Origin of the sequence: Paraburkholderia haematera, assembly GCF_905220975.1 — a bacterium.
In the GTDB taxonomy this organism is placed as follows: domain Bacteria; phylum Pseudomonadota; class Gammaproteobacteria; order Burkholderiales; family Burkholderiaceae; genus Paraburkholderia; species Paraburkholderia haematera.
In genome coordinates, this window is the sequence record NZ_CAJNBK010000001.1 from 856,759 (window position 1) to 876,089 (window position 19,331).

The 19,331-nt window shown below is 62.6% G+C and carries 14 protein-coding genes; 8 read left to right on the forward strand and 6 right to left on the reverse strand.

All coding sequences use genetic code 11. The features are described 5' to 3' along the window. Positions 1 to 93: 93 nt before the first annotated feature. Positions 94 to 633 carry an META domain-containing protein gene (locus KHO23_RS03775; RefSeq protein ID WP_211609683.1) on the reverse strand — a complete coding sequence of 180 codons (540 nt, stop codon included), beginning with the start codon at positions 631 to 633 and terminating at the stop codon, positions 94 to 96. Between the two features lie 159 nt (positions 634 to 792). Here KHO23_RS03775 and purT point away from each other — a divergent pair, with 159 nt between their 5' ends. From purT to KHO23_RS03805, 6 genes are all read left to right on the forward strand, one after another. Then, entirely contained in the window at positions 793 to 2,007 is a 1,215-nt protein-coding gene (gene purT, locus KHO23_RS03780) for a formate-dependent phosphoribosylglycinamide formyltransferase (protein WP_211609684.1), read from the forward strand. 126 nt (positions 2,008 to 2,133) lie between these two features. Beyond that, positions 2,134 to 2,346 carry a DUF6726 family protein gene (locus KHO23_RS03785; RefSeq protein ID WP_236066708.1) on the forward strand — a complete coding sequence of 71 codons (213 nt, stop codon included), beginning with the start codon at positions 2,134 to 2,136 and terminating at the stop codon, positions 2,344 to 2,346. 148 nt (positions 2,347 to 2,494) lie between these two features. Continuing rightward, positions 2,495 to 2,863: an MliC family protein gene (locus KHO23_RS03790; protein WP_211609685.1), complete on the forward strand. Its 369-nt coding sequence runs from the start codon at positions 2,495 to 2,497 to the stop codon at positions 2,861 to 2,863. A 258-nt stretch (positions 2,864 to 3,121) separates the two neighbouring features. Then, positions 3,122 to 4,774 (forward strand): acetolactate synthase large subunit, encoded by a 1,653-nt coding sequence (locus KHO23_RS03795; RefSeq protein ID WP_211609686.1) that lies wholly within the window; start codon positions 3,122 to 3,124, stop codon positions 4,772 to 4,774. Between the two features lie 108 nt (positions 4,775 to 4,882). Continuing rightward, positions 4,883 to 6,319, forward strand: a complete 1,437-nt coding sequence (locus tag KHO23_RS03800; RefSeq protein ID WP_211609687.1) for an aldehyde dehydrogenase family protein — start codon at positions 4,883 to 4,885, stop codon at positions 6,317 to 6,319. A 357-nt stretch (positions 6,320 to 6,676) separates the two neighbouring features. Continuing rightward, a complete protein-coding gene (locus KHO23_RS03805; protein ID WP_211609688.1) occupies positions 6,677 to 8,158 on the forward strand; it encodes a DEAD/DEAH box helicase in 1,482 nt (493 codons plus the stop codon). Between the two features lie 318 nt (positions 8,159 to 8,476). Here the strand turns inward: KHO23_RS03805 and gluQRS are convergent, their stop codons facing one another. Both gluQRS and KHO23_RS03815 read right to left on the reverse strand, forming a co-directional pair. Next, a complete protein-coding gene (gene gluQRS / locus KHO23_RS03810) occupies positions 8,477 to 9,391 on the reverse strand; it encodes a tRNA glutamyl-Q(34) synthetase GluQRS (RefSeq protein ID WP_211609689.1) in 915 nt (304 codons plus the stop codon). Positions 9,392 to 9,468: 77 nt separating this feature from the next. Beyond that, complete coding sequence (locus tag KHO23_RS03815) at positions 9,469 to 10,332, reverse strand: sulfurtransferase (RefSeq protein ID WP_211609690.1); 864 nt, start codon at positions 10,330 to 10,332, stop codon at positions 9,469 to 9,471. Positions 10,333 to 10,617: 285 nt separating this feature from the next. On the opposite strand from KHO23_RS03815, the gene dnaE reads away from it, so the two are divergent. Continuing rightward, positions 10,618 to 14,193, forward strand: a complete 3,576-nt coding sequence (gene dnaE / locus KHO23_RS03820) for a DNA polymerase III subunit alpha (protein WP_211609691.1) — start codon at positions 10,618 to 10,620, stop codon at positions 14,191 to 14,193. Positions 14,194 to 14,247: 54 nt separating this feature from the next. On the opposite strand, the gene KHO23_RS03825 is transcribed toward dnaE, so the two are convergent. Next, the gene (locus KHO23_RS03825) at positions 14,248 to 15,009 is read right to left on the reverse strand and encodes a glycosyltransferase family 2 protein (RefSeq protein WP_211609692.1); all 762 of its coding nucleotides are present in this window, start codon (positions 15,007 to 15,009) and stop codon (positions 14,248 to 14,250) included. 188 nt (positions 15,010 to 15,197) lie between these two features. On the opposite strand from KHO23_RS03825, the gene msbA reads away from it, so the two are divergent. Beyond that, positions 15,198 to 16,991 (forward strand): lipid A export permease/ATP-binding protein MsbA, encoded by a 1,794-nt coding sequence (gene msbA, locus KHO23_RS03830; protein WP_211609693.1) that lies wholly within the window; start codon positions 15,198 to 15,200, stop codon positions 16,989 to 16,991. A gap of 259 nt (positions 16,992 to 17,250) precedes the next feature. Here msbA and KHO23_RS03835 read toward each other — a convergent pair whose 3' ends face one another. Both KHO23_RS03835 and KHO23_RS03840 read right to left on the reverse strand, forming a co-directional pair. Continuing rightward, positions 17,251 to 18,276: a glycosyltransferase gene (locus tag KHO23_RS03835; protein ID WP_211609694.1), complete on the reverse strand. Its 1,026-nt coding sequence runs from the start codon at positions 18,274 to 18,276 to the stop codon at positions 17,251 to 17,253. Between the two features lie 202 nt (positions 18,277 to 18,478). Continuing rightward, positions 18,479 to 19,324 carry a glycosyltransferase family 2 protein gene (locus KHO23_RS03840; protein WP_211609695.1) on the reverse strand — a complete coding sequence of 282 codons (846 nt, stop codon included), beginning with the start codon at positions 19,322 to 19,324 and terminating at the stop codon, positions 18,479 to 18,481. Positions 19,325 to 19,331 lie beyond the last annotated feature (7 nt).

Sequence of the window (19,331 nt, forward strand, 5' to 3'; positions counted from 1 at the left end):
CGGTGAAAAACAACGGCCGCTACCGAGGCCCGCGCGCGCCATGCGGACAGGATCGCTTGCGGCGGCGCATCCGGTTATTGGCCCGCGTACAGATCATTTGGCGCTGCTGTCGAACGTGAGCGTGTCGCCGTTATCGAGCACGAGTTGCATCTGCTGCGGCGCGCGCATCTGCACGCCGGTGCGGTCGATGTGCGTCAGCGCGTTGAGATACGAACCTTCGATTTGTCCGCCCGGCGTCGCGCACGCCATGCGTGTGCCGCCCAGCGTGCCGAAGCTCAGCTTGCCGTCTTTCAGCGCATACGAACCCATGTAGCGATTGCAGCCGGAAAAGCCGCTGGCGTGACGCTGGCCTTTGTCGGTGGAGAGCACGAGCGTGATCGGCGCGCCCTGATCGGCGGACGGAATCGCGCGTGCCGTGCCGTCGGCCTGTTTCCAGCCGCTAAGCACCCAACTGGTGTCGTCGAGCAACTGGGTGGCGGCCGGATTGAACGGATCGGGCGGCGCGGCTTCCGAGTCCGGATGCTTCGGCATGGCGCACGCGCTGCATAGCGCGGCGACGCTCAACGCGGCGATGGCGGTGCGCGCATAGGGGATGAAGCGCGCAACACGTCGCGCGGAGGAGCTTTGGAGCATGGCGTCGTTCCTCTTCAAACTGGCGAAGGCGTAAGGGTAACGCACTAAGCTCGCCGCACGCGAGCGCAACGGTGCGGGTCGGGGTGTGCATCGGGGTGCGCATGTTAACATCGTGCTCTACCCAATCCCACCCTCATCCGACTTTTTTCTGGAGACCCCATGCAGATCGGCCAACGGATCGGCACGCCCCTTTCTGAGTCCGCCACGCGCGTCATGCTGCTCGGCGCCGGCGAACTCGGCAAGGAGGTGATCATCGCGCTGCAACGGCTGGGCGTCGAAGTGATCGCCGTCGACCGTTATCCGAATGCACCGGGTCATCAGGTCGCGCATCGTTCGCACGTGATCGACATGACCGACCGCGCCGCCTTGCGCGCGCTGGTCGAACAGGAACGCCCGCACCTGATCGTCCCCGAGATCGAAGCAATCGCAACGGACGCGCTCGCCGCCATCGAAACCGACGGCCTGGCCGAAGTGATTCCGACCGCGCGCGCCACGCAACTCACTATGAACCGCGAAGGCATCCGCCGTCTGGCCGCTGAAGAACTCGGTTTGCCGACCTCGCCGTACGCGTTCGCCGATTCGCTCGAGGAACTCCGCGCGGGCATCGCCAAGGTCGGCTATCCATGCGTGGTGAAGCCGGTGATGTCGTCATCGGGCAAAGGGCAGTCGGTGTTGAAGAGCGACGCGGATGCCGAGACTGCCTGGCAATATGCAATGGCGGGCGGTCGCGTGAATCACGGCCGAGTGATTGTCGAAGGCTTTATCGACTTCGAATATGAAATCACCCAGCTGACGGTGCGCGCGATTGATCCGGCGAGCGGTGAAGTCGGCACGTATTTCTGCGACCCGATCGGCCACGTGCAGGTGGCGGGCGACTACGTCGAATCGTGGCAGCCGCAGCCGATGAGCCCGCTCGCGCTGGAGCGTTCACGCGAAGTGGCGCACAAGGTGACGGCGGCATTGGGTGGCCGGGGCCTGTTCGGCGTGGAACTTTTCGTGCGCGGCGATGACGTATGGTTTTCGGAAGTCAGCCCGCGTCCGCACGACACGGGTCTGGTCACGCTGTGCTCGCAACGCTTCTCGGAGTTCGAGTTGCATGCGCGCGCGATCCTCGGCTTGCCGGTGGATACGTCGCTTCGGGCCCCGGGCGCGTCGGCGGTGATTTACGGCGGTCTGGACGAGGCGGCCATCGCTTTCGAAGGTGTCGCGGCGGCATTGGCCGTGCCGAACGCGGATCTGCGTCTGTTCGGCAAGCCGGAGAGTTTCGTCAAGCGCCGTATGGGCGTAGCGCTGGCCACGGGCGAGACGATCGACGAAGCCCGCTCGCGCGCGAAGCAGGCCGCGGCGGCGGTGCGGCCGGTTTCCACGAAGTAACCCGCATCGAAGCACGCTGCCTCGTGGTGCTGCAGCGTATCGACGCGCAGTGAAGTACTCGCGCGCCGCGCAATCTCGCCGTGCGCGAAACCCGACTCATTGAAGTTCGTTGAAGTAGAGGTGCGTATGGCCGTGGCGTCCCGCAAGAACATGCGGTCTGGAAGGTTCGGCCGTCTCGGCGCACTGGGGGTGATGCTCGCGCTGTGTGCCGGGATGACAGGGTGCGGCCTCGCTGCCGCGCCGTGCCGGGTTGCGTCGGCCGGTTTGAAGATCGTGCCGCTGGTCGGGCACATCGCCGCCGCGCCGACCGACGCCTGCGCCGATGTGATCGATCCATAAGCGTAAAGCCGCGGCGGCTCACGGTCCGTTCATGAGCATGCCGGAAGCGCCAAAGCTGTAATCCCAGTCGCCACTCCGGCGGTTGGGCCTGACCGGGGCGCCGGGCACGCCGCCCGTGCTTGATGTGCAACAACGATCGAGGCATGCGATGAAGAAATGGCTTGTTGCAGTCACGACGGCAGCGGGTCTTGCGGCGCTGTGCGGTCACGCATGGGCTGCGCCATTGAACCTGGCCGAGATTCAGGCCCGGAATCGCCAGACGCACAAATACACCTGCGCGACCGGCAAGATTCTGCAAGTGACTTACTGGAACACGGCAAACGGGCAAAGTTTCGCGCTCGTGCCGGTCGACGGGCGGCAACTGCTGTTCGTCAACACGATATCGGCCTCCGGTGCGAAATATCAGGCTGGCAGCTACACCTGGTGGACCAAAGGTCCGCGCGCCGACCTGTACAACGCCACAGACGGCGAAAACGCCCCGCCGATGCTGTCCGACTGCATCACGATCAATCGCTGAGCATGATGCGGCGGTTTTCTTCAGACACGCCGCCTGCCTCACCTTACTTTTGCCTCTGCCTTGCGGCGCTGCCCGCCTGCGCGCATCCTTTCCGTTCCAGTAGTAAGCTGTCCGGCGTGGCGTCCGCTGTACCGGTACGCCGTGCCGCGCGCCGCACGCGTCGTGCTGGCCGTCTTTGTCGTCGCCTTCGATCGTCCGATACCGGACCTCAACGGGCGGGCTCATGGCCCGTGTCCGTTTCATCAAGCGAGACCCTCCATGAAAGCATCGGACCTGTTCGTCAAATCGTTGGAAGCCGAAGGTGTCGAGTACGTATTCGGCATCCCCGGTGAAGAAAATCTCGATCTGCTCGAATCGCTGCGCCACTCGAAAATTCGCCTGATTCTGACGCGTCACGAACAGGCGGCCGGTTTCATGGCCGCCACGTATGGACGCCTCACCGGCCGCACCGGTGTGTGTCTGGCCACCCTGGGGCCGGGTGCGACCAACTTTGTGACCGCTGCGGCGTACGCGCAGTTGGGCGGGATGCCGATGCTGATGGTGACCGGTCAGAAGCCGATCAAGACCAGCAAGCAGGGGCATTTTCAGATCGTCGACGTAGTGCGGATGATGGAGCCGCTCACCAAGTACACGCGGCAGATCGTATCGATCGGCAACATTCCGGCCGCGGTGCGCGAGGCGGTCCGTCAGGCGGAAGAAGAACGGCCCGGCGCCACGCACCTCGAATTGCCTGAAGACGTCGCGCACGAAGAGGGCGACGGCCACCCGATTCCAAAGAGCTTTAGCCGCCGTCCCGTCGCCGAAGAAAAGGCCGTGGCGCGTGCGGTCGAGGCGATTACGAACGCGAAGCATCCCTTGCTGATGATCGGCGCGGGCGGCAACCGCAAGACCACCACCAGGATGTTGCGCGAATTCGTCGACCAGATCGGCATTCCGTTTTTCACGACGCAGATGGGCAAGGGTGTGATCGACGAATCGCACCCGATGTGGCTCGGCAACGCAACCTTGTCCGACGGCGACTTCGTGCACCGCGCGATCGACCACGCGGACTGCATCATCAATGTCGGCCATGACGTGATCGAGAAGCCGCCGTTCTTCATGCGCAGCGGCGATGCCGGCGAGAAGACGGTGATTCACGTCAACTTTCTCGGCGCGGAAGTCGATACGGTGTATTTCCCGCAGATCGAAGTGGTCGGCGACATCGCCAACGCGGTGTGGCAGCTCAAGGAGAGTCTCAAGGAGCGGCAGGAGCATTGGGATTTCACGCGCTTCAAGGAGATCAAGCAGCACTTCGAGGCGCATCTGGTCAAAGGCCAGCACGACGACCGTTTCCCGATGTACCCGGTGAGGATCGTGAACGACGTCTACGAGACCACGCCGGTAGACGGCATCGTGTGTCTGGACAATGGCATGTACAAGATCTGGTTCGCACGTTACTACCGCGCGCACGAACCGAATTCGCTGCTGCTCGATAACGCGTTGGCGTCGATGGGCGCCGGCTTGCCGTCGGCGATCGCGACCAAAATCGTCCACCCGGACCGCAAGGTCATGGCGGTGTGCGGCGACGGCGGCTTCATGATGAATTCGCAGGAACTGGAAACGGCGGTGCGTCTGAAGCTCGATCTGGTGGTCCTCATTTTGCGCGACGACGCGTTCGGCATGATCCGCTGGAAGCAGGAAAACATGAACTTCCCGGACTACGGCATGACGCTGAGCAACCCGGATTTCGTCGCGTATGCAGAGAGCTATGGCGCGAAGGGGCATCGCATTGAGTCGGCCGCGGAATTCGCGCCGCTGCTGCGCGAATGCTTTGCGACGCCGGGTGTGCATGTGATCGATCTGCCCATCGACTACTCGGATAACGAGCGCGTGCTGAATCGCGAGATCAAGCGGCTCTCCGCGCAACTCTGAGCGCAACGTTGATGGGCGGAACAGCCATGAGCGCCATGAGCGGCAATGGGGCATCGCCCTTGCAGGCTGCATGGCTGATGTCAGGCATTGGATCAAGGAGAGCGCGTCATGTTGAACAAGACTTACCCGTACTACCTCGCCAACGTTGCGGTGGCCGCCAACACCGATCTCGAAGTCACGGATAAATTCAGCGGTGAAGTGGCGACTCGCGTGGCGATGGCGGACGCGGCGGCGATCGACAAAGCGATCGGCTACGCCGTCGAAGCGATGTCTGCAATGCGCGCGTTCCCGCCGTTCAAGCGTCAGGCCGTGCTCGAACATTGCGTGAAGCGGTTCCGCGAGCGTTACGACGAACTGGCGCTTGCGCTGTGCATCGAGGCTGGCAAGCCGATCAACGACTCGAAAGGCGAGGTCACGCGACTGATCGATACGTTCAAGGTGGCGGCTGAAGAGTCGGTACGCATCGACGGCGAGATCATCAATCTGGAGATTTCGCCACGCGCGAAGGGCTATCACGGCTATGTGAAGCGTGTGCCGATCGGCCCGTGCTCGTTTATCTCGCCGTTCAATTTTCCGCTGAACCTGACCGCGCACAAGGTCGCGCCGGCGATTGCGGCGGGCGTGCCGTTCGTGCTGAAGCCGGCGAGCCGCACGCCGGTCGGCGCGCTCATCATGGGTGAGATTCTGGCGGAGACCGACTTGCCGAAAGGCGCGTTCTCGATTCTTCCTGCGCATCGCGACGGCGCCGATCTGTTCACCACCGACGAGCGTTTCAAGCTGCTTTCCTTCACCGGCTCGCCCGCGGTGGGCTGGGAGCTCAAGAAAAAGGCCGGCAAGAAGAAGGTGATTCTGGAGCTGGGCGGCAACGCGGCGGCGATCGTCGACGGTGATCAGGGCGGAAAGCTCGACTACGTGGTCGACCGGCTTGCGTTCGGCGCGTTCTATCAGTCGGGACAGAGTTGCATCGGCGTGCAGCGGATTCTGGTGCATGCGAAGGTCTACGACGCGCTGCGCGAAAAGCTGATCGCGAAGACGAAGTCGCTCGTGATGGGCGATCCGAAGGACGAAAAGACCTTTGTTGGGCCGATGATTTCCGAATCGGAGTCTAGACGCCTCGCCGGCTGGATGGACAGCGCGGTGCAGGCGGGCGCGAAGATCGTCGCGGGCGGCAAGGTCGAGGGCGCGATGTTCGAGGCCACGCTGCTAGAAGGCGTGAAGCGCGACACCGATCTGTATCGCAAGGAAGCCTTCGGGCCAGTGGCGATTCTTGAGCGCTTCGACGATTTCGACGCCGCGCTTGCGACCGTCAACGACAGCGACTTCGGCCTGCAAGCCGGCGTGTTCACCGATTCGCTCGCTCATGCGCACCGCGCGTGGGATGTGCTCGAGGTGGGCGGCGTGGTGATCAACGACGTGCCGTCGTTCCGGGTCGACAACATGCCGTATGGCGGCGTGAAAGATTCCGGGCTGGGGCGGGAAGGCGTGCGCTACGCGATCGAGGACATGACCGAGATGCGTTTGATGGTGATGCGCGAGACGTGGTGACGGCCGGGGACGTCGGACTCCGTTGTCACGCAACTGTCGCGTGTTCGAACTACGCTGCCAGCGGAGCGCCACGGCGCTTCGCGGCGATTTGCCGACTCCCGCGTACCGGGCGAGCCGGCCGGCTTTCGCCGTCGTAAGCAGAAAGCCGGCAGATGCGCCATGAGTGTTTTTGCTGAAGTGCTACAATACCGGCCTTTCCGGCGGGTGTTTCCGCCGGCCGGAGCCGGCCGCATTATTTCCCGTATTACTGACGGGTCCCGTGCGGAACGCCGTGGCTCCGCCTTCATCCTGATGCCCTCTGCGGTTCCGACCGCTGCCGCGCGCACCGCGCCAAGCGCATTTTTAGCGAAAGCCACCATGTCCGACACAGCCGTCACGCCCAGCACTGCGACTTTTGATCAATTCGGTCTCGCGCCCGACATCCTGAAAGCCGTCAAAGAATCGGGCTACACCATCCCTACGCCGATCCAGGAGCAGGCGATTCCTGTCGTGCTGGCCGGCCGTGACATGATGGGCGCGGCGCAAACCGGCACGGGCAAGACCGCGAGTTTTTCGCTGCCGATCATCCAGCGTCTGCTGCCGCAGGCCAGCACGAGCGCCTCGCCCGCCCGCCATCCGGTGCGCGCGCTGATCCTCACGCCGACTCGCGAACTGGCCGACCAGGTGGCGGCGAACGTGCAGTCGTATGCGAAGCACACGGCGCTGCGCAGCGCCGTGGTGTTCGGCGGTGTCGACATGAATCCGCAATCCGAGCAACTGCGCCGCGGCGTCGAAATTCTGATCGCCACGCCGGGCCGTCTGCTCGATCACGTGCAGCAGAAAACCGCCAATCTCGGCCAGGTGCAGATTCTTGTGCTCGACGAAGCCGACCGGATGCTCGACATGGGCTTCCTGCCGGATTTGCAGCGCATCCTGAACCTGCTGCCGAAAGAGCGCCAGACGCTGCTGTTTTCGGCCACGTTTTCGGGCGAAATCAAGAAACTGGCCGCTACGTATCTGCGTGACCCGCAGACGATCGAAGTTGCGCGCAGCAATTCGACCGCGACCAATGTGACGCAGATCGTTTATGAGGTCGCCGAGGGCGACAAGACGGGCGCCGTTGTTAAATTGATTCGCGACCGCAGCCTCAAGCAGGTGATCGTGTTCTGTAACAGCAAGATCGGCGCGAGCCGGTTGGCGCGCAGCCTGGAGCGCGACGGCGTGGTCGCCACGGCGATTCACGGTGACCGGACGCAGAATGAGCGGATGCAGGCTTTGGATGCGTTCAAGCGTGGCGAGATCGAGGCTTTGGTGGCGACGGACGTCGCTGCGCGCGGTTTGGATATTGCCGAGTTGCCGGCCGTGATCAATTTCGATCTGCCGTTCAATGCGGAAGATTATGTGCACCGGATTGGGCGCACTGGGCGTGCTGGCGCGTCGGGTGATGCTTTGTCGCTGTGCAGCCCGAATGAGCGTAAGCAGCTTGCCGATATCGAGAAGCTGATCAAGCGGCCTTTGGATGTGCAACACCTGACCGTGGATGCGCCGGTGCGGCATCACCATGAAGAGCGTCCGCCGCGGCGTGAGCGTGTGGATGGCCGTGCAGAGGGCCGCGACGAGCGGGGTGGTCGCCGGCGTCCGGGGGCGTCGTCCTCGGGTTCGTTCGATCGGCCGCATCATCATCGCGTGCAGCCTGTGGATGATTTCTTTCTCAAGCCTTATGAGCCGTCGGCGGCTTCTGTTCGGAAAGTTGAGGAGGCGGCGGCTTCCGCTGCGCCGCAGAAGTCGGCTTCCAAGCAGCCGTTGGCCGCATTGCTGGGTGGGTTTGGGATGCCCAGGAAGTCTTCTTCGTCGTCTTGAGTATTTGAGTTTTTGGGTTTTTTGCCCTATGGGGTTGCTGGCTGCGGCGCTTGTTGTCTGTATGCCTGCGGTGTTGGCCTTTCCTTGTTTTCTTAGTGGTCTATTAGCGTTGCCCCTGTGCGGGGCGGCACCTACTTTTCTTTGCCTGCCGCAAAGAAAAGTAGGCAAAAGAAAGCGGCTCACACCGCTAATTTTTAAGCGGGTCCCCCGCGCAGCCGCGGTAGTGGTGCATCTGGAATCTGTGTTCTCGCACATTCAGCTCTGGCGACAAGGCCGTCATTCTTCCGGCGGCGCTGCGCGCGCCATGGCGGTACCTCTTCAAACCTGTCCTTCTTTTCGCTTGCTGCGTTGCGTTTGCACGCCCATGCGCTTTGCCCATGCTGCTGTTGCGGTGGCGTAGAAATCGGTTAGCGTCGCGCGTTCGTTGCCGTCCATCTCAAGTCCGAGGTGTCGCGCGGCTGCGCTCAGCACCTCAAGAGGCTTGTCGTTGTCCAGCGCAGTTGCGCCATTCTGTTTGCTGAGCTTTTCGCCCTGATCGTTCGTGACCACCGGTACGTGCAAATACACGGGCGTCGGGACGTTCAGGCAACGCTGCAAATAGATCTGGCGGGCCGTTGAATCCATCAAGTCCGCACCTCGCACAATGTGCGTAATGTCCGCGTCCGCATCGTCGACCACCACCGCCAGTTGGTACGCCCACTGGTCGTCGGCACGCCTCAGGACGAAGTCGCCGACCTCGGTAGCCAGGTCCTGTGTCTGCTTGCCCTGCCAGCGGTCTTCGAATGTGATCACCGCTGCATCGCCTTCGGGTACGCGAAGGCGCCATGCGCGCGCCGGTTTGCCATGCAAGCCGCTGCGGCAGGTGCCGGGGTAGGCGAGCGTAGTGTTGCGCGCGTGCGCATGCAGCAGCGAGTCGGCAATCTCCTTGCGCGTGCAGCCGCATGGATAAAGCAGACCGGCAGCCTTCAATTGCTCGAACGCTGCCTGATAGCGCGCAATACGTTGGCTTTGCCAGACGGGCGGCTCGTCAGCATGCATGCCGAAACGTTCGAGGGTCGACAGAATGTCCTCAGCCGCGCCAGGGACGGTGCGAGGTCCGTCAATGTCCTCAATGCGCACAAGCCACGCACCACCGTGCGCGCGCGCGTCCAGCCAGCTTGCGAGCGCGCTCACCAGTGAGCCGAAATGCAAGGGCCCGGTAGGCGACGGCGCGAAGCGTCCACGATAGGTCATGGGTCGGATGGGTTAGTGCGCAAAAACGAGCTGTCTTGCGCGCCTCCGCCGCGATCGCGCGAAGGCACTTATGCGTATCACGCCGCGTGCGCCGCCTTGCTGTCCGGATGGCATTCCGGACACGTCTTGCCCGCCACGTACATCGGCGATTGTTGCGCTTCAGGCGTCACCACCGCGCGGCAGCCGAAGCATTGCGCGGTCGCGGTGGGTTCCAGTTGCGGATTGAGCGCCGTGCGGTAGTCGAATACGAAGCAGTCGCCGTGATAGTGCGCGCCGCCGACTTCCTCGAAATACTTCAGGATGCCGCCTTCGAGTTGGTACACGTTCTCGATGCCGACTTCCTTCATGTGGATCGCAGCCTTCTCGCAACGAATCCCGCCGGTGCAGAACGACACCACCGTTTTACCTTCGAGATCGGCGCGGTTCTGCTCGATCACTTCCGGAAACTCGCTGAATTTCGTAATGCGGTAGTCGAGTGCCTCGTTAAACGTGCCGACGTCCACTTCGAATGCATTGCGTGTGTCGAGCATCACGACGGGGCGGCCTTCGTCGTCATGCCCGCGGTCAAGCCAGCTTTTCAGCGTGGGGGCGTCGACGAACGGCGCGCGGCCAAGCTCCGGGCGGATCGCCGGCTTCTTCATCGTGATGATCTCGCGCTTGAGCTTGACCAGCATGCGTGTGAACGGCTGCTTGTCCGACAGGCTTTCCTTGAACTGCAGAGTCACGAACTTGCCTTCGAACAGCGCGTCGTGACGGATGTAGTCGATGAACGCGTCCGCGGCTTCGCGAGTGCCGGCGACGAACAGGTTGATGCCTTCCGGCGCCAGCAGGACGGTGCCGCGCAGGCCGAGCGCATTGCAGCGCTCAGTGACGAGCGGGCGCCATGCGGCGGTGTCTTCGATAGTCGCGAAATGGTACGCGGCGAGATTGACGATACTCATGTGTGTCCAGCGGTAAGAAATGCCCGGCAGCGTGGAAAATGGGGCGCATTGAACTGCCCGCATCAGGCTCCATGCGGCGCGGCCACGTCGAATAGGGCGAAACACGTATTATCCCTCAAGCTGGCGTTTCGTCCGACTCGGCCGAATGGCCAGTCTGTTGCGGCAGCGCAAATCGACAGCAAAACATCGGCGTGCGGTGCTCCCGTGGCGCTCCCGCGTTTCGCTCCTAAGCCGAACGGCGAACGCGTGGTTTTGGCCTGAAAACTCCGGAAGGGTGGAGTTACAATGTCGCCCATGTCAGATCCCCGCTTCGTTCATCTCCGCGTTCACTCCGAATTCTCGATTGCCGATGGCATCGTGCGTCTTGACGACATCGTCAAGGCCGCCGCCAAAGACGGTCAGGGCGCGCTCGCCCTTACCGACCTAGGCAACGCATTCGGCCTCGTCCGTTTCTACAAGGAAGCCCGCGGCAAAGGGGTCAAACCCATTGCCGGCTGCGACGTCTGGATCACCAATCCGGACGACCGCGACAAGCCTTCGCGTTTGCTGCTGCTGGTCAAAAACCGGCGCGGCTATCTGAATCTGTGCGAGCTGCTCAGCAAGGCATCGCTCACCAACCAGTATCGCGGTCGCGCGGAAGTCGAAGCCGGCTGGCTCGAATCCGATCTGGGCGAAGGCCTGCTGGCATTGTCGGGGGCGCAACAGGGCGACATTGCCCTCGCGCTCGCCGCCGGTAACGAAGAAGCGGCAAAGCGTAATGCGTTGCATTGGGCAAAGGTGTTCCCTGGTGGCTTCTATATCGAGCTGCAACGGTGCGGTCAGCCGGGCGGCGAGCAGTACGTGCAGCAGGCGGTTGCGCTCGCCGCGTCGCTGAAATTGCCGGTGGTGGCCACCCATCCCATGCAGTTCATGACGCCGGACGATTTCACCGCGCACGAAGCGCGCGTGTGCATTTCCGAAGGCGACATCCTGGCGAATCCGCGCCGCTCGAAGCGCTTTACGTCCGAGCAGTATTTCCGCACGCAAGAAGAGATGGCGGGGCTGTTCGCGGACATTCCGTCGGCGCTCGCCAATAGTGTCGAAATCGCCAGGCGCTGCAATCTGACGCTCGAACTCGGCAAGCCGAAGCTGCCGCTCTTTCCGACGCCCGACGGCATGTCGCTCGACGACTACCTCGTGCAATTGTCAAAAGAAGGCCTCGAAAAGCGTCTCGAACAGTTGTACCCGGATACGGCCGAGCGCGAGTCGCAGCGCGAAACGTACTACCAGCGCCTCGAATTCGAGTGCGGCACGATCATCAAGATGGGCTTTCCAGGCTACTTCCTGATCGTTGCGGACTTTATCAACTGGGCCAAGAACAACGGCGTGCCCGTCGGTCCAGGCCGGGGTTCGGGTGCAGGTTCGCTGGTCGCCTATGCGCTGGGCGTGACCGACCTCGATCCGTTGCGCTACAACCTGCTGTTCGAACGGTTCCTGAATCCGGAGCGGGTCTCGATGCCCGACTTCGACATCGACTTCTGCCAGCACGGCCGCGACCGTGTGATTCAGTACGTGAAGGAGAAATACGGCGCGGACGCGGTGTCGCAGATCGCCACCTTCGGCACGATGGCAGCGAAGGCAGCGGTGCGCGATATCGGCCGCGTGCTCGATCTCGGCTACATGTTCACGGACGGCATCGCCAAGCTGATTCCGTTCAAGCCGGGCAAACACGTCACCATCGCCGACGCGATGAAGGAAGAGCCGCTGCTGCAGGAGCGCTTCGACAACGAAGACGAAGTGCATCAGCTGCTCGAACTCGCACAACGCGTGGAAGGCCTCACGCGTAACGTCGGTATGCATGCCGGCGGCGTGCTGATCGCGCCCGGCAAGCTGACCGATTTCTGCCCGCTCTATACGCAAGGCGACGAAAGCGGCGTCGTGAGCCAGTACGACAAGGACGACGTTGAAGCCGTCGGCCTCGTGAAGTTCGACTTTTTGGGCCTCACCACGCTGACGATTCTGGATTGGGCCGAGCGCTATATTCGCCGCCTCGATCCGTCGAAGCAAGACTGGTCGCTCGCGCAGGTGCCGCTCGACGACGCGGCGTCGTTCTCGATCCTGAAGAAAGCGAACACGGTCGCCGTGTTCCAGTTGGAAAGCCGCGGCATGCAAGGCATGCTGAAAGACGCGCAGCCTGACCGCTTCGAGGACATCATCGCGCTGGTCGCGTTGTACCGTCCGGGCCCGATGGACCTGATCCCAAGCTTTTGCGCGCGTAAGCACGGCCGCGAAGTGGTGGAGTATCCGGATCCGCGCGTCGAACCTGTTCTGAAAGAGACCTACGGCATCATGGTCTATCAGGAGCAGGTGATGCAGATGGCGCAGATCATCGGCGGATACTCGCTCGGCGGCGCCGACTTGCTGCGCCGCGCGATGGGTAAGAAGAAGGCCGAGGAAATGGCCGAGCACCGCGAGCTGTTCCGCCAGGGCGCCTCGAAAAACGGGCTGACCGGCGAGAAAGCGGACGAAATCTTCGACTTGATGGAGAAGTTCGCCGGCTACGGCTTCAACAAGTCGCACGCTGCGGCGTATGCGCTGCTTGCGTACTACACGGCCTGGCTGAAGGCGCACCATCCGGCGGAATTCATGGCGGCGAATATGTCGCTCGCCATGGACGACACGGACAAGGTCAAGATCCTGTTCGAAGACTGCCTCACGAACAAGATGGCCGTGCTGCCGCCGGACGTCAATCTGTCGGCGTACCGTTTCGAACCGGTTGCGGAAGCAGACGGCAAGCGGTCGAAAACGATCCGCTACGGTCTGGGCGCCATCAAGGGCAGCGGCCAGAACGCGATCGAAGAAATCCTGCGTGCTCGCGAAGAAGGTCCGTTCATCGACATCTTCGACTTCTGCAACCGGGTCGACCGCCGGATCGTCAATCGCCGCACGGTGGAAGCATTGATCCGCGCCGGTGCGTTCGACACGCTGCACGCGAATCGCGCACAGCTGATCGCCTCCGTCTCGCTGGCAATGGAAGCCGCCGAGCAGGCAAGCGCCAACGCGATGCAGGCAGGCCTGTTCGATATGGGCGATGCGCCGTCTCAAGGTCACGAACTGGTCGACGAGCCCGAATGGCCGGAAAAGAAGAAGCTGCAGGAAGAGAAGGGCGCGCTAGGCTTCTACCTGTCGGGCCATCTGTTCGATGCCTATAAGAACGAAGTGCGCCGTTTCGTGCGCCAGAAGATCGGCGAACTGAAGGAAGGGCGCGACAAGCTGGTCGCGGGTGTGATCGCGTCGCTGCGCACGCAGATGACCCAGCGCGGCAAGATGCTGATCGCGCTCCTCGACGACGGCACCGGCCAGTGCGAAGTGACCGTCTTCAACGAGACCTTCGAAGCGCATAAGCAGCTGTTCAAGGAAGACGAACTGCTGGTCGTGCAAGGCTCGGCGCGTAACGACGCGTTCACGGGCGGCATCCGCTTCACGGTCGATACGGTGATGGATCTGGGGCGCGCCCGCTGCCGTTATGCAGAAGCTGTCAAGGTGCAGATGAACGGCAATGCGGACGCGTCGGCATTGCGGCGCGTGCTCGAAGCGCATAGCGCGGGTAAGGACGAGCCACTAGCTGCACCGGCGCCGGCGGCGGCTTCACGGGGGGGCAATGGAGGCGGTGGTGGCCGCAACGGCGGTGGCTATGGCGGCGGTGGTCAGCGCCAGGCGGTGCAGATCCCGAATGGCCTCGCCGTGCAAGTGGTCTATCGCAGCGAAAATGCGCAAGGCGAAATGCGTCTGGGCGACGCGTGGCGCGTCAAGCCGACTGACGAACTGCTCGCGGCATTGCGCGGTGAGTTTGCCGGAAGCTCGATCGAAATCGTTTATTGATGGCTGGTTTGCCCGCGCGGCGCGCGTGGGCAAACCGTCAACGAGCGCTCGCCACTAGCGCCGCGTCTTCTCCCCCATCCGCGCCAGCTTCAAAAACCGGTAATACACCGTCTCGGCGTTGAACACCGCGATCATGAAGCCCGCGCGGCCGTCGAGAAATCCCCGCCGTAGCACGTAGGTCCGCACGAAGGCCCAGGCACCGCGCCCCAGCGCCTTGCCGAAACTGCCGCGCTTACCTGCCGCATGACGTTGCTGCGCACCCGCTGTCGAATACGCGTCGAGCTTGCGCAATACGCCCTCGAAGTCTTCGTAGGAGTAGTGCATCAGCTTGCCGGTCAGTCGCTGCGACGACGTGTCGAACACCAGGCGCTCGTGCACGAGGTCGTCGGAGAAACGCGCTGTGCCGCGTTTGAACAGGCGTGGAATCCAGTCCGGATACCAGCCGCTGTGATGAATCCAGTGACCGCAAAAGCTCGACAACCGGTCCACCGCGTAGACATCGGCGGTGGGCGCGGCCAGCGTTGCGCGGATCGACTCCGCCAGTTCCGGCGAGACAATCTCGTCGGCGTCGAGCGAGAGAATCCAACTGGTGGTGAGCGTGTCCAGGGCGCGGTTTTTTTGCGGGCCGAAGCCTGGCCAGTCGGTTTGCTCGAGTACGCGTGCACCGTGCGCCCGGGCGATGTCGGCGGTGCCGTCGGTGCTGCCGCCGTCGATCACGACGATCTGATCGGCGAAGGCCACGGCCCGCAGGCATTCGGCCAGTCGCGCCGCCGCGTTTTTGGTGATGATGGCGACGCCGAGAGTGGTTTCTTGCATACCTGAAGTGCGTGGAGGGCGCAGGGTGACGGAACGGGTCGCGCAAGTATACACAGCGCCGTCCGATGTGCCCGATCCATAACCCCCGGCCGTTATCCCCAACCGTTTACAATGCTGATTTTTGATATTCCACCCGTCAGGCATCCTGCCCGCTGCGTGGATGCTGTCCCGCATTCTCAGAGGATTCCTTGAGCGCGAAGCCAACGTTAAGCAAACCCATCGGTTCAGGCGAGGCATCGTCGCCTGCCGTCGTCTTTCGACGTTTGTGGCCTTATATCAAGCCGCTGCTGTGGGTGGTGGTCGGCGCGATCGTCGCCATGGCCGTGAGCGCCAGCACGGACGCAGCGATTCCCGCCTTGCTCAAGCCGCTGCTGGACAAGGGCTTCGGCGCGCATGCCAGCGACAACGCCAAGTGGTTCGTGCCGGCTGCGGTCATCGGTCTGGCGTTGATTCGCGGCGTCTCGCAATACGCGTCCGGCTATCTGCTCGCCTACGTATCGAACAAGATCCTGCTCGATCTTCGCCTGAAAATGTTCGACCGCATGATCCACTCGAGCGTGGCTTTTTTCCAGCGTGAAACCGCGAGCACGGTGATCAACGCGATCGTTTTCGAGGTGAACCAGATTCTCAACGTGCTGTTGAGCGTGATGGTCACGTTGGTGCGCGATTCGCTGACCGTTGTCTTCCTGCTCGGCTACCTGTTCTATCTGAACTGGCGCCTGACGCTGATCGTCGCGGTGCTGCTGCCGGGGATCGGCTGGCTGGTCGGCAAGATCAACCGTCGTTTGCGGCGCCTGAACCGCGAGCATCAGCTGTTGACCAACGAACTGTCGTACATCGTCGAAGAGACGGTGGGTGGCTACAAGGTCGTCAAGGTACACAACGGCGAGCAGTACGAGACGGACCGCTTCACCGCAATGAGCAAGCGTCTGCGTGGTTACTCCATGCGCATGATTGTCTCCGGCGGCCTCGCGCAACCTTTGACTCAGTTCCTGGCGTCAATCGCGCTCGCCGTGGTGATTACGATCGCCGTGATGCAATCGTCGTCGGATCAGACCACCGTCGGCGGCTTTGTGGCGTTCGTCACGTCGATGCTGCTGATCATCTCGCCGCTGAAGCACCTGATGGACGTGAACCAGCCGCTGCAACGCGGGATGACGGCGTGCGAACTGATTTTCGGGCTGATCGACGAGCCGTCTGAACCGGAGGGCGGCGGCAAGGCGCTCGAACGCGCCCGCGGTGAAGTGGAATTCCGCGACGTATCGTTCACCTACGGCAGCAACGCCACGCACAACCGCCACACGCTCGACCACGTCTCGTTCAAGGTGGCGCCGGGCGAAATGGTCGCGCTGGCGGGTCCGTCGGGCAGCGGCAAGACCACGCTGGTGAATTTGCTGCCGCGCTTTTTCGATCCAACCGGCGGCGAGATTCTGGTCGACGGCGTCGCGCTGCCGGAATACAACCTGCACGCGCTGCGCAGCCAGATCGCGATGGTGAGCCAGGACGTGGTGCTGTTCAACGACACGGTGGCCAACAACGTCGCTTATGGGCAGACGGCCGATCCGGACAAGGTCAAGGCCGCACTGCGCGCGGCGAACCTGTGGGACACCGTTGAGGCGATGCCAAATGGCATCGATACTCTGGTCGGCGACAACGGCATGATGCTGTCGGGCGGTCAACGCCAGCGTCTGGCAATCGCGCGCGCGATCTACAAGGACGCGCCGATCCTGATCCTCGACGAGGCCACCTCGGCGCTGGACTCCGAATCCGAACGACACGTGCAGGCGGCGCTGGAAACCTTGATGAAGGGCCGGACCACGCTCGTGATCGCGCACCGTTTGTCGACCATCGAACGCGCCGACCGGATTCTGGTGATGGACGCAGGGCATATCGTCGAGCGCGGAAGCCATCGCGAGCTGCTGGCGCAAGGCGGACTGTACGCGCATCTGCATCGTATCCAGTTCCAGCAAGACGCAGCCTGATCAGCCTTGACCCGGTCAGAATCGACCCGATTCGACTTGATTTTCGCGAATCCGGGTTGATCGAGCCGGATTCGGCCCACTTTGTACGATCTCGGGGCTGGATCTGCCCGTCTAGCGGGCGATGAAGGTGATGCGGTGCTTGTGCAAGCCTCTACTTGGCTTCGGCATCGGGGCGTACCAGCCGTTCGGCCCTTCGGTCGCCGTCAGCGCCGTCAGCGCCGGCGGCGCGCGACATGGCGCGCCTCGCGCCCAGCAGTTTTCAGCGGCCGCTTTTCCGCACGATACGTTTGAGCCAGATGCCCGGCGCGTAGACTGCCGGACACGTGGCGTACAAAAAAATGCGGATGCGCAACCCAGCCTTCACTTTGGGGCTGCGTGCAAGCAACCCGATACGTGCTCCAAGACCGCCGGCCTCGAACATCGCGTGAATGAATTGTTCGCGCGCGAGCTTGGGCGCCATCGCCGTGCGCATGCGCTCGCCCACCCCCCCGATCTCGGCGTCGCGCTGCAACTGCGCGAGCTCCGCCAGCCCGTAGCGATTACTTTGGCGCATTCGCGCAATCAATTCATCCACCGATCCATAGCGGCGTTTGCGAGACAGCCCGCCGCGCCGATAGCGCACCAATGGCTCGCGCAGACTCGCGGCCCCGCCTGACAGGATCGCGCGCAGCACCATGATCTGATCTTCCGCGGCGGCGCCTGGCAGCATGGGGCCGAAGCGCTCGAACAGCCGTCGCGACCAGGTGTGCGCGGCGCCGATGAGCCACGGGCGGCCGGCGAGCCAGTCGTCGAAACTGCGATAGGTGTCGAGTTCGGTTGGCGTCATCCGCTCGTGAACATTGCCGGCCTCGTCCATGTCCGCAAGGTCGGTGGCGATCAGGTCGGGGCCGCGATCGTGCGCGAGCCAGAAGTCGACCACCCGCTCGCAGCGGGTCGACGCGGACATGTCATCGCCCGCGGCAACGAAAAGCAGTTCTCCCTGAGCCATCTGCGCGAGTTGCGACAGGTGTGCGCTGATGCCCTGATTGGCCGCGTTGCGGCGCGCGATCACCCTGTGCGGCCCGCGGTAGCCGGCGATCGCACTTTCGATCGCGGCGAACGTGGCGTCGCTGGAGGCGTCGTCCGAGATGATGATTTCGAGCGGGGAGTAGGTTTGTGCGAGGGCGCTGCGTATTGCGTCGGCGATCTGCTTTTCCTGGTTGTAGGCGATCAGCAGGATCGAAACCAGCGGGCGGTCAGTGTCCGGCGTTGCGGAGGCAAGGTTGGTCGACGGGCTATCGGTCATGTCACGCGCCATAAGTCTTGAAAAGAGAGCGATTGATCTGAAGGGACTTTTTCACCAGCACTGTGACAGTCACCGGGCCGGCGTGACGCAAAAAGTGAAAAGGTTCGCCAGTCATGCCGCAGAACGTGAAAACTCGTGGGGTGAGAGCGCCGTGGCAGTCGCAGCCGTCACACCCGTGCGCGTGCAGGCCCGGGCATTCGGACTACCGCACGAGCAGAATGCCGACCCCAAGCAGGCCCGCAATGACGGCCCCGTACGCCGCGTGCACATAGCGGGCCTGTCGCTTGTAGCGCGCCGTGTACGATGGCGCGAAGTCCTTCATGCGTTTCCCGAAAACACTGATCGGGTTCGCGGTGTACTGCTCATAGAGCGGACGGTTGCGCTCGTAGATGAGGCGATGCGACTCCTCGACCTTGCCCAATTGAACCAGTTCGGTTGATCGTGAGCTTTTCTTGATGCGATAGAGGTACAGCGGGGCATCGATAAAGCGGACCTTGGATTGCGGGCTCAAGAGGCGCACGTAGAACTCCCAGTCCTCAAAGCCGTAGACCATTTCCGACGAATACCCGCCGGCGTGCAGAAACGCTTCGCGCCGATACATTGTTGTATTGACAATCATGTTTTGCCAAAGCAGCTTTTCATAGCTGTATTCAGGCAAACGCCACACCTTGCGGCTTTCGCCAAAGCGCTTTGTCTTTGTGTGGACAAGATCGGTATCCGGATGCGCGGTGAAGCACCCGACGGCGCGTTGCAGAAAATCAGGGTGCAGCTTGTCGTCGCCATCGAGCGGCACGAAAAGCGCGCCACTTGCCCGCGCGAAGCCGAAGTTTCGTGCCGCCGCGACGCCGCCGTTTTCCTTGGCGAGGGAGAGGAACCTGCGCTCCTTCTTGGCGTACCGCTCGATGATGGCCTCAGAGCCGTCAGTAGACCCGTCATTCACGATGATGCATTCCCAGTCGCTATAGGACTGGCGCAAGACAGATTCGAGGGCTTCTGCGATGAACGCTTCCTGGTTAAAGCAGGGTACAACGATGGAGACTTTCGACATGGCCGGT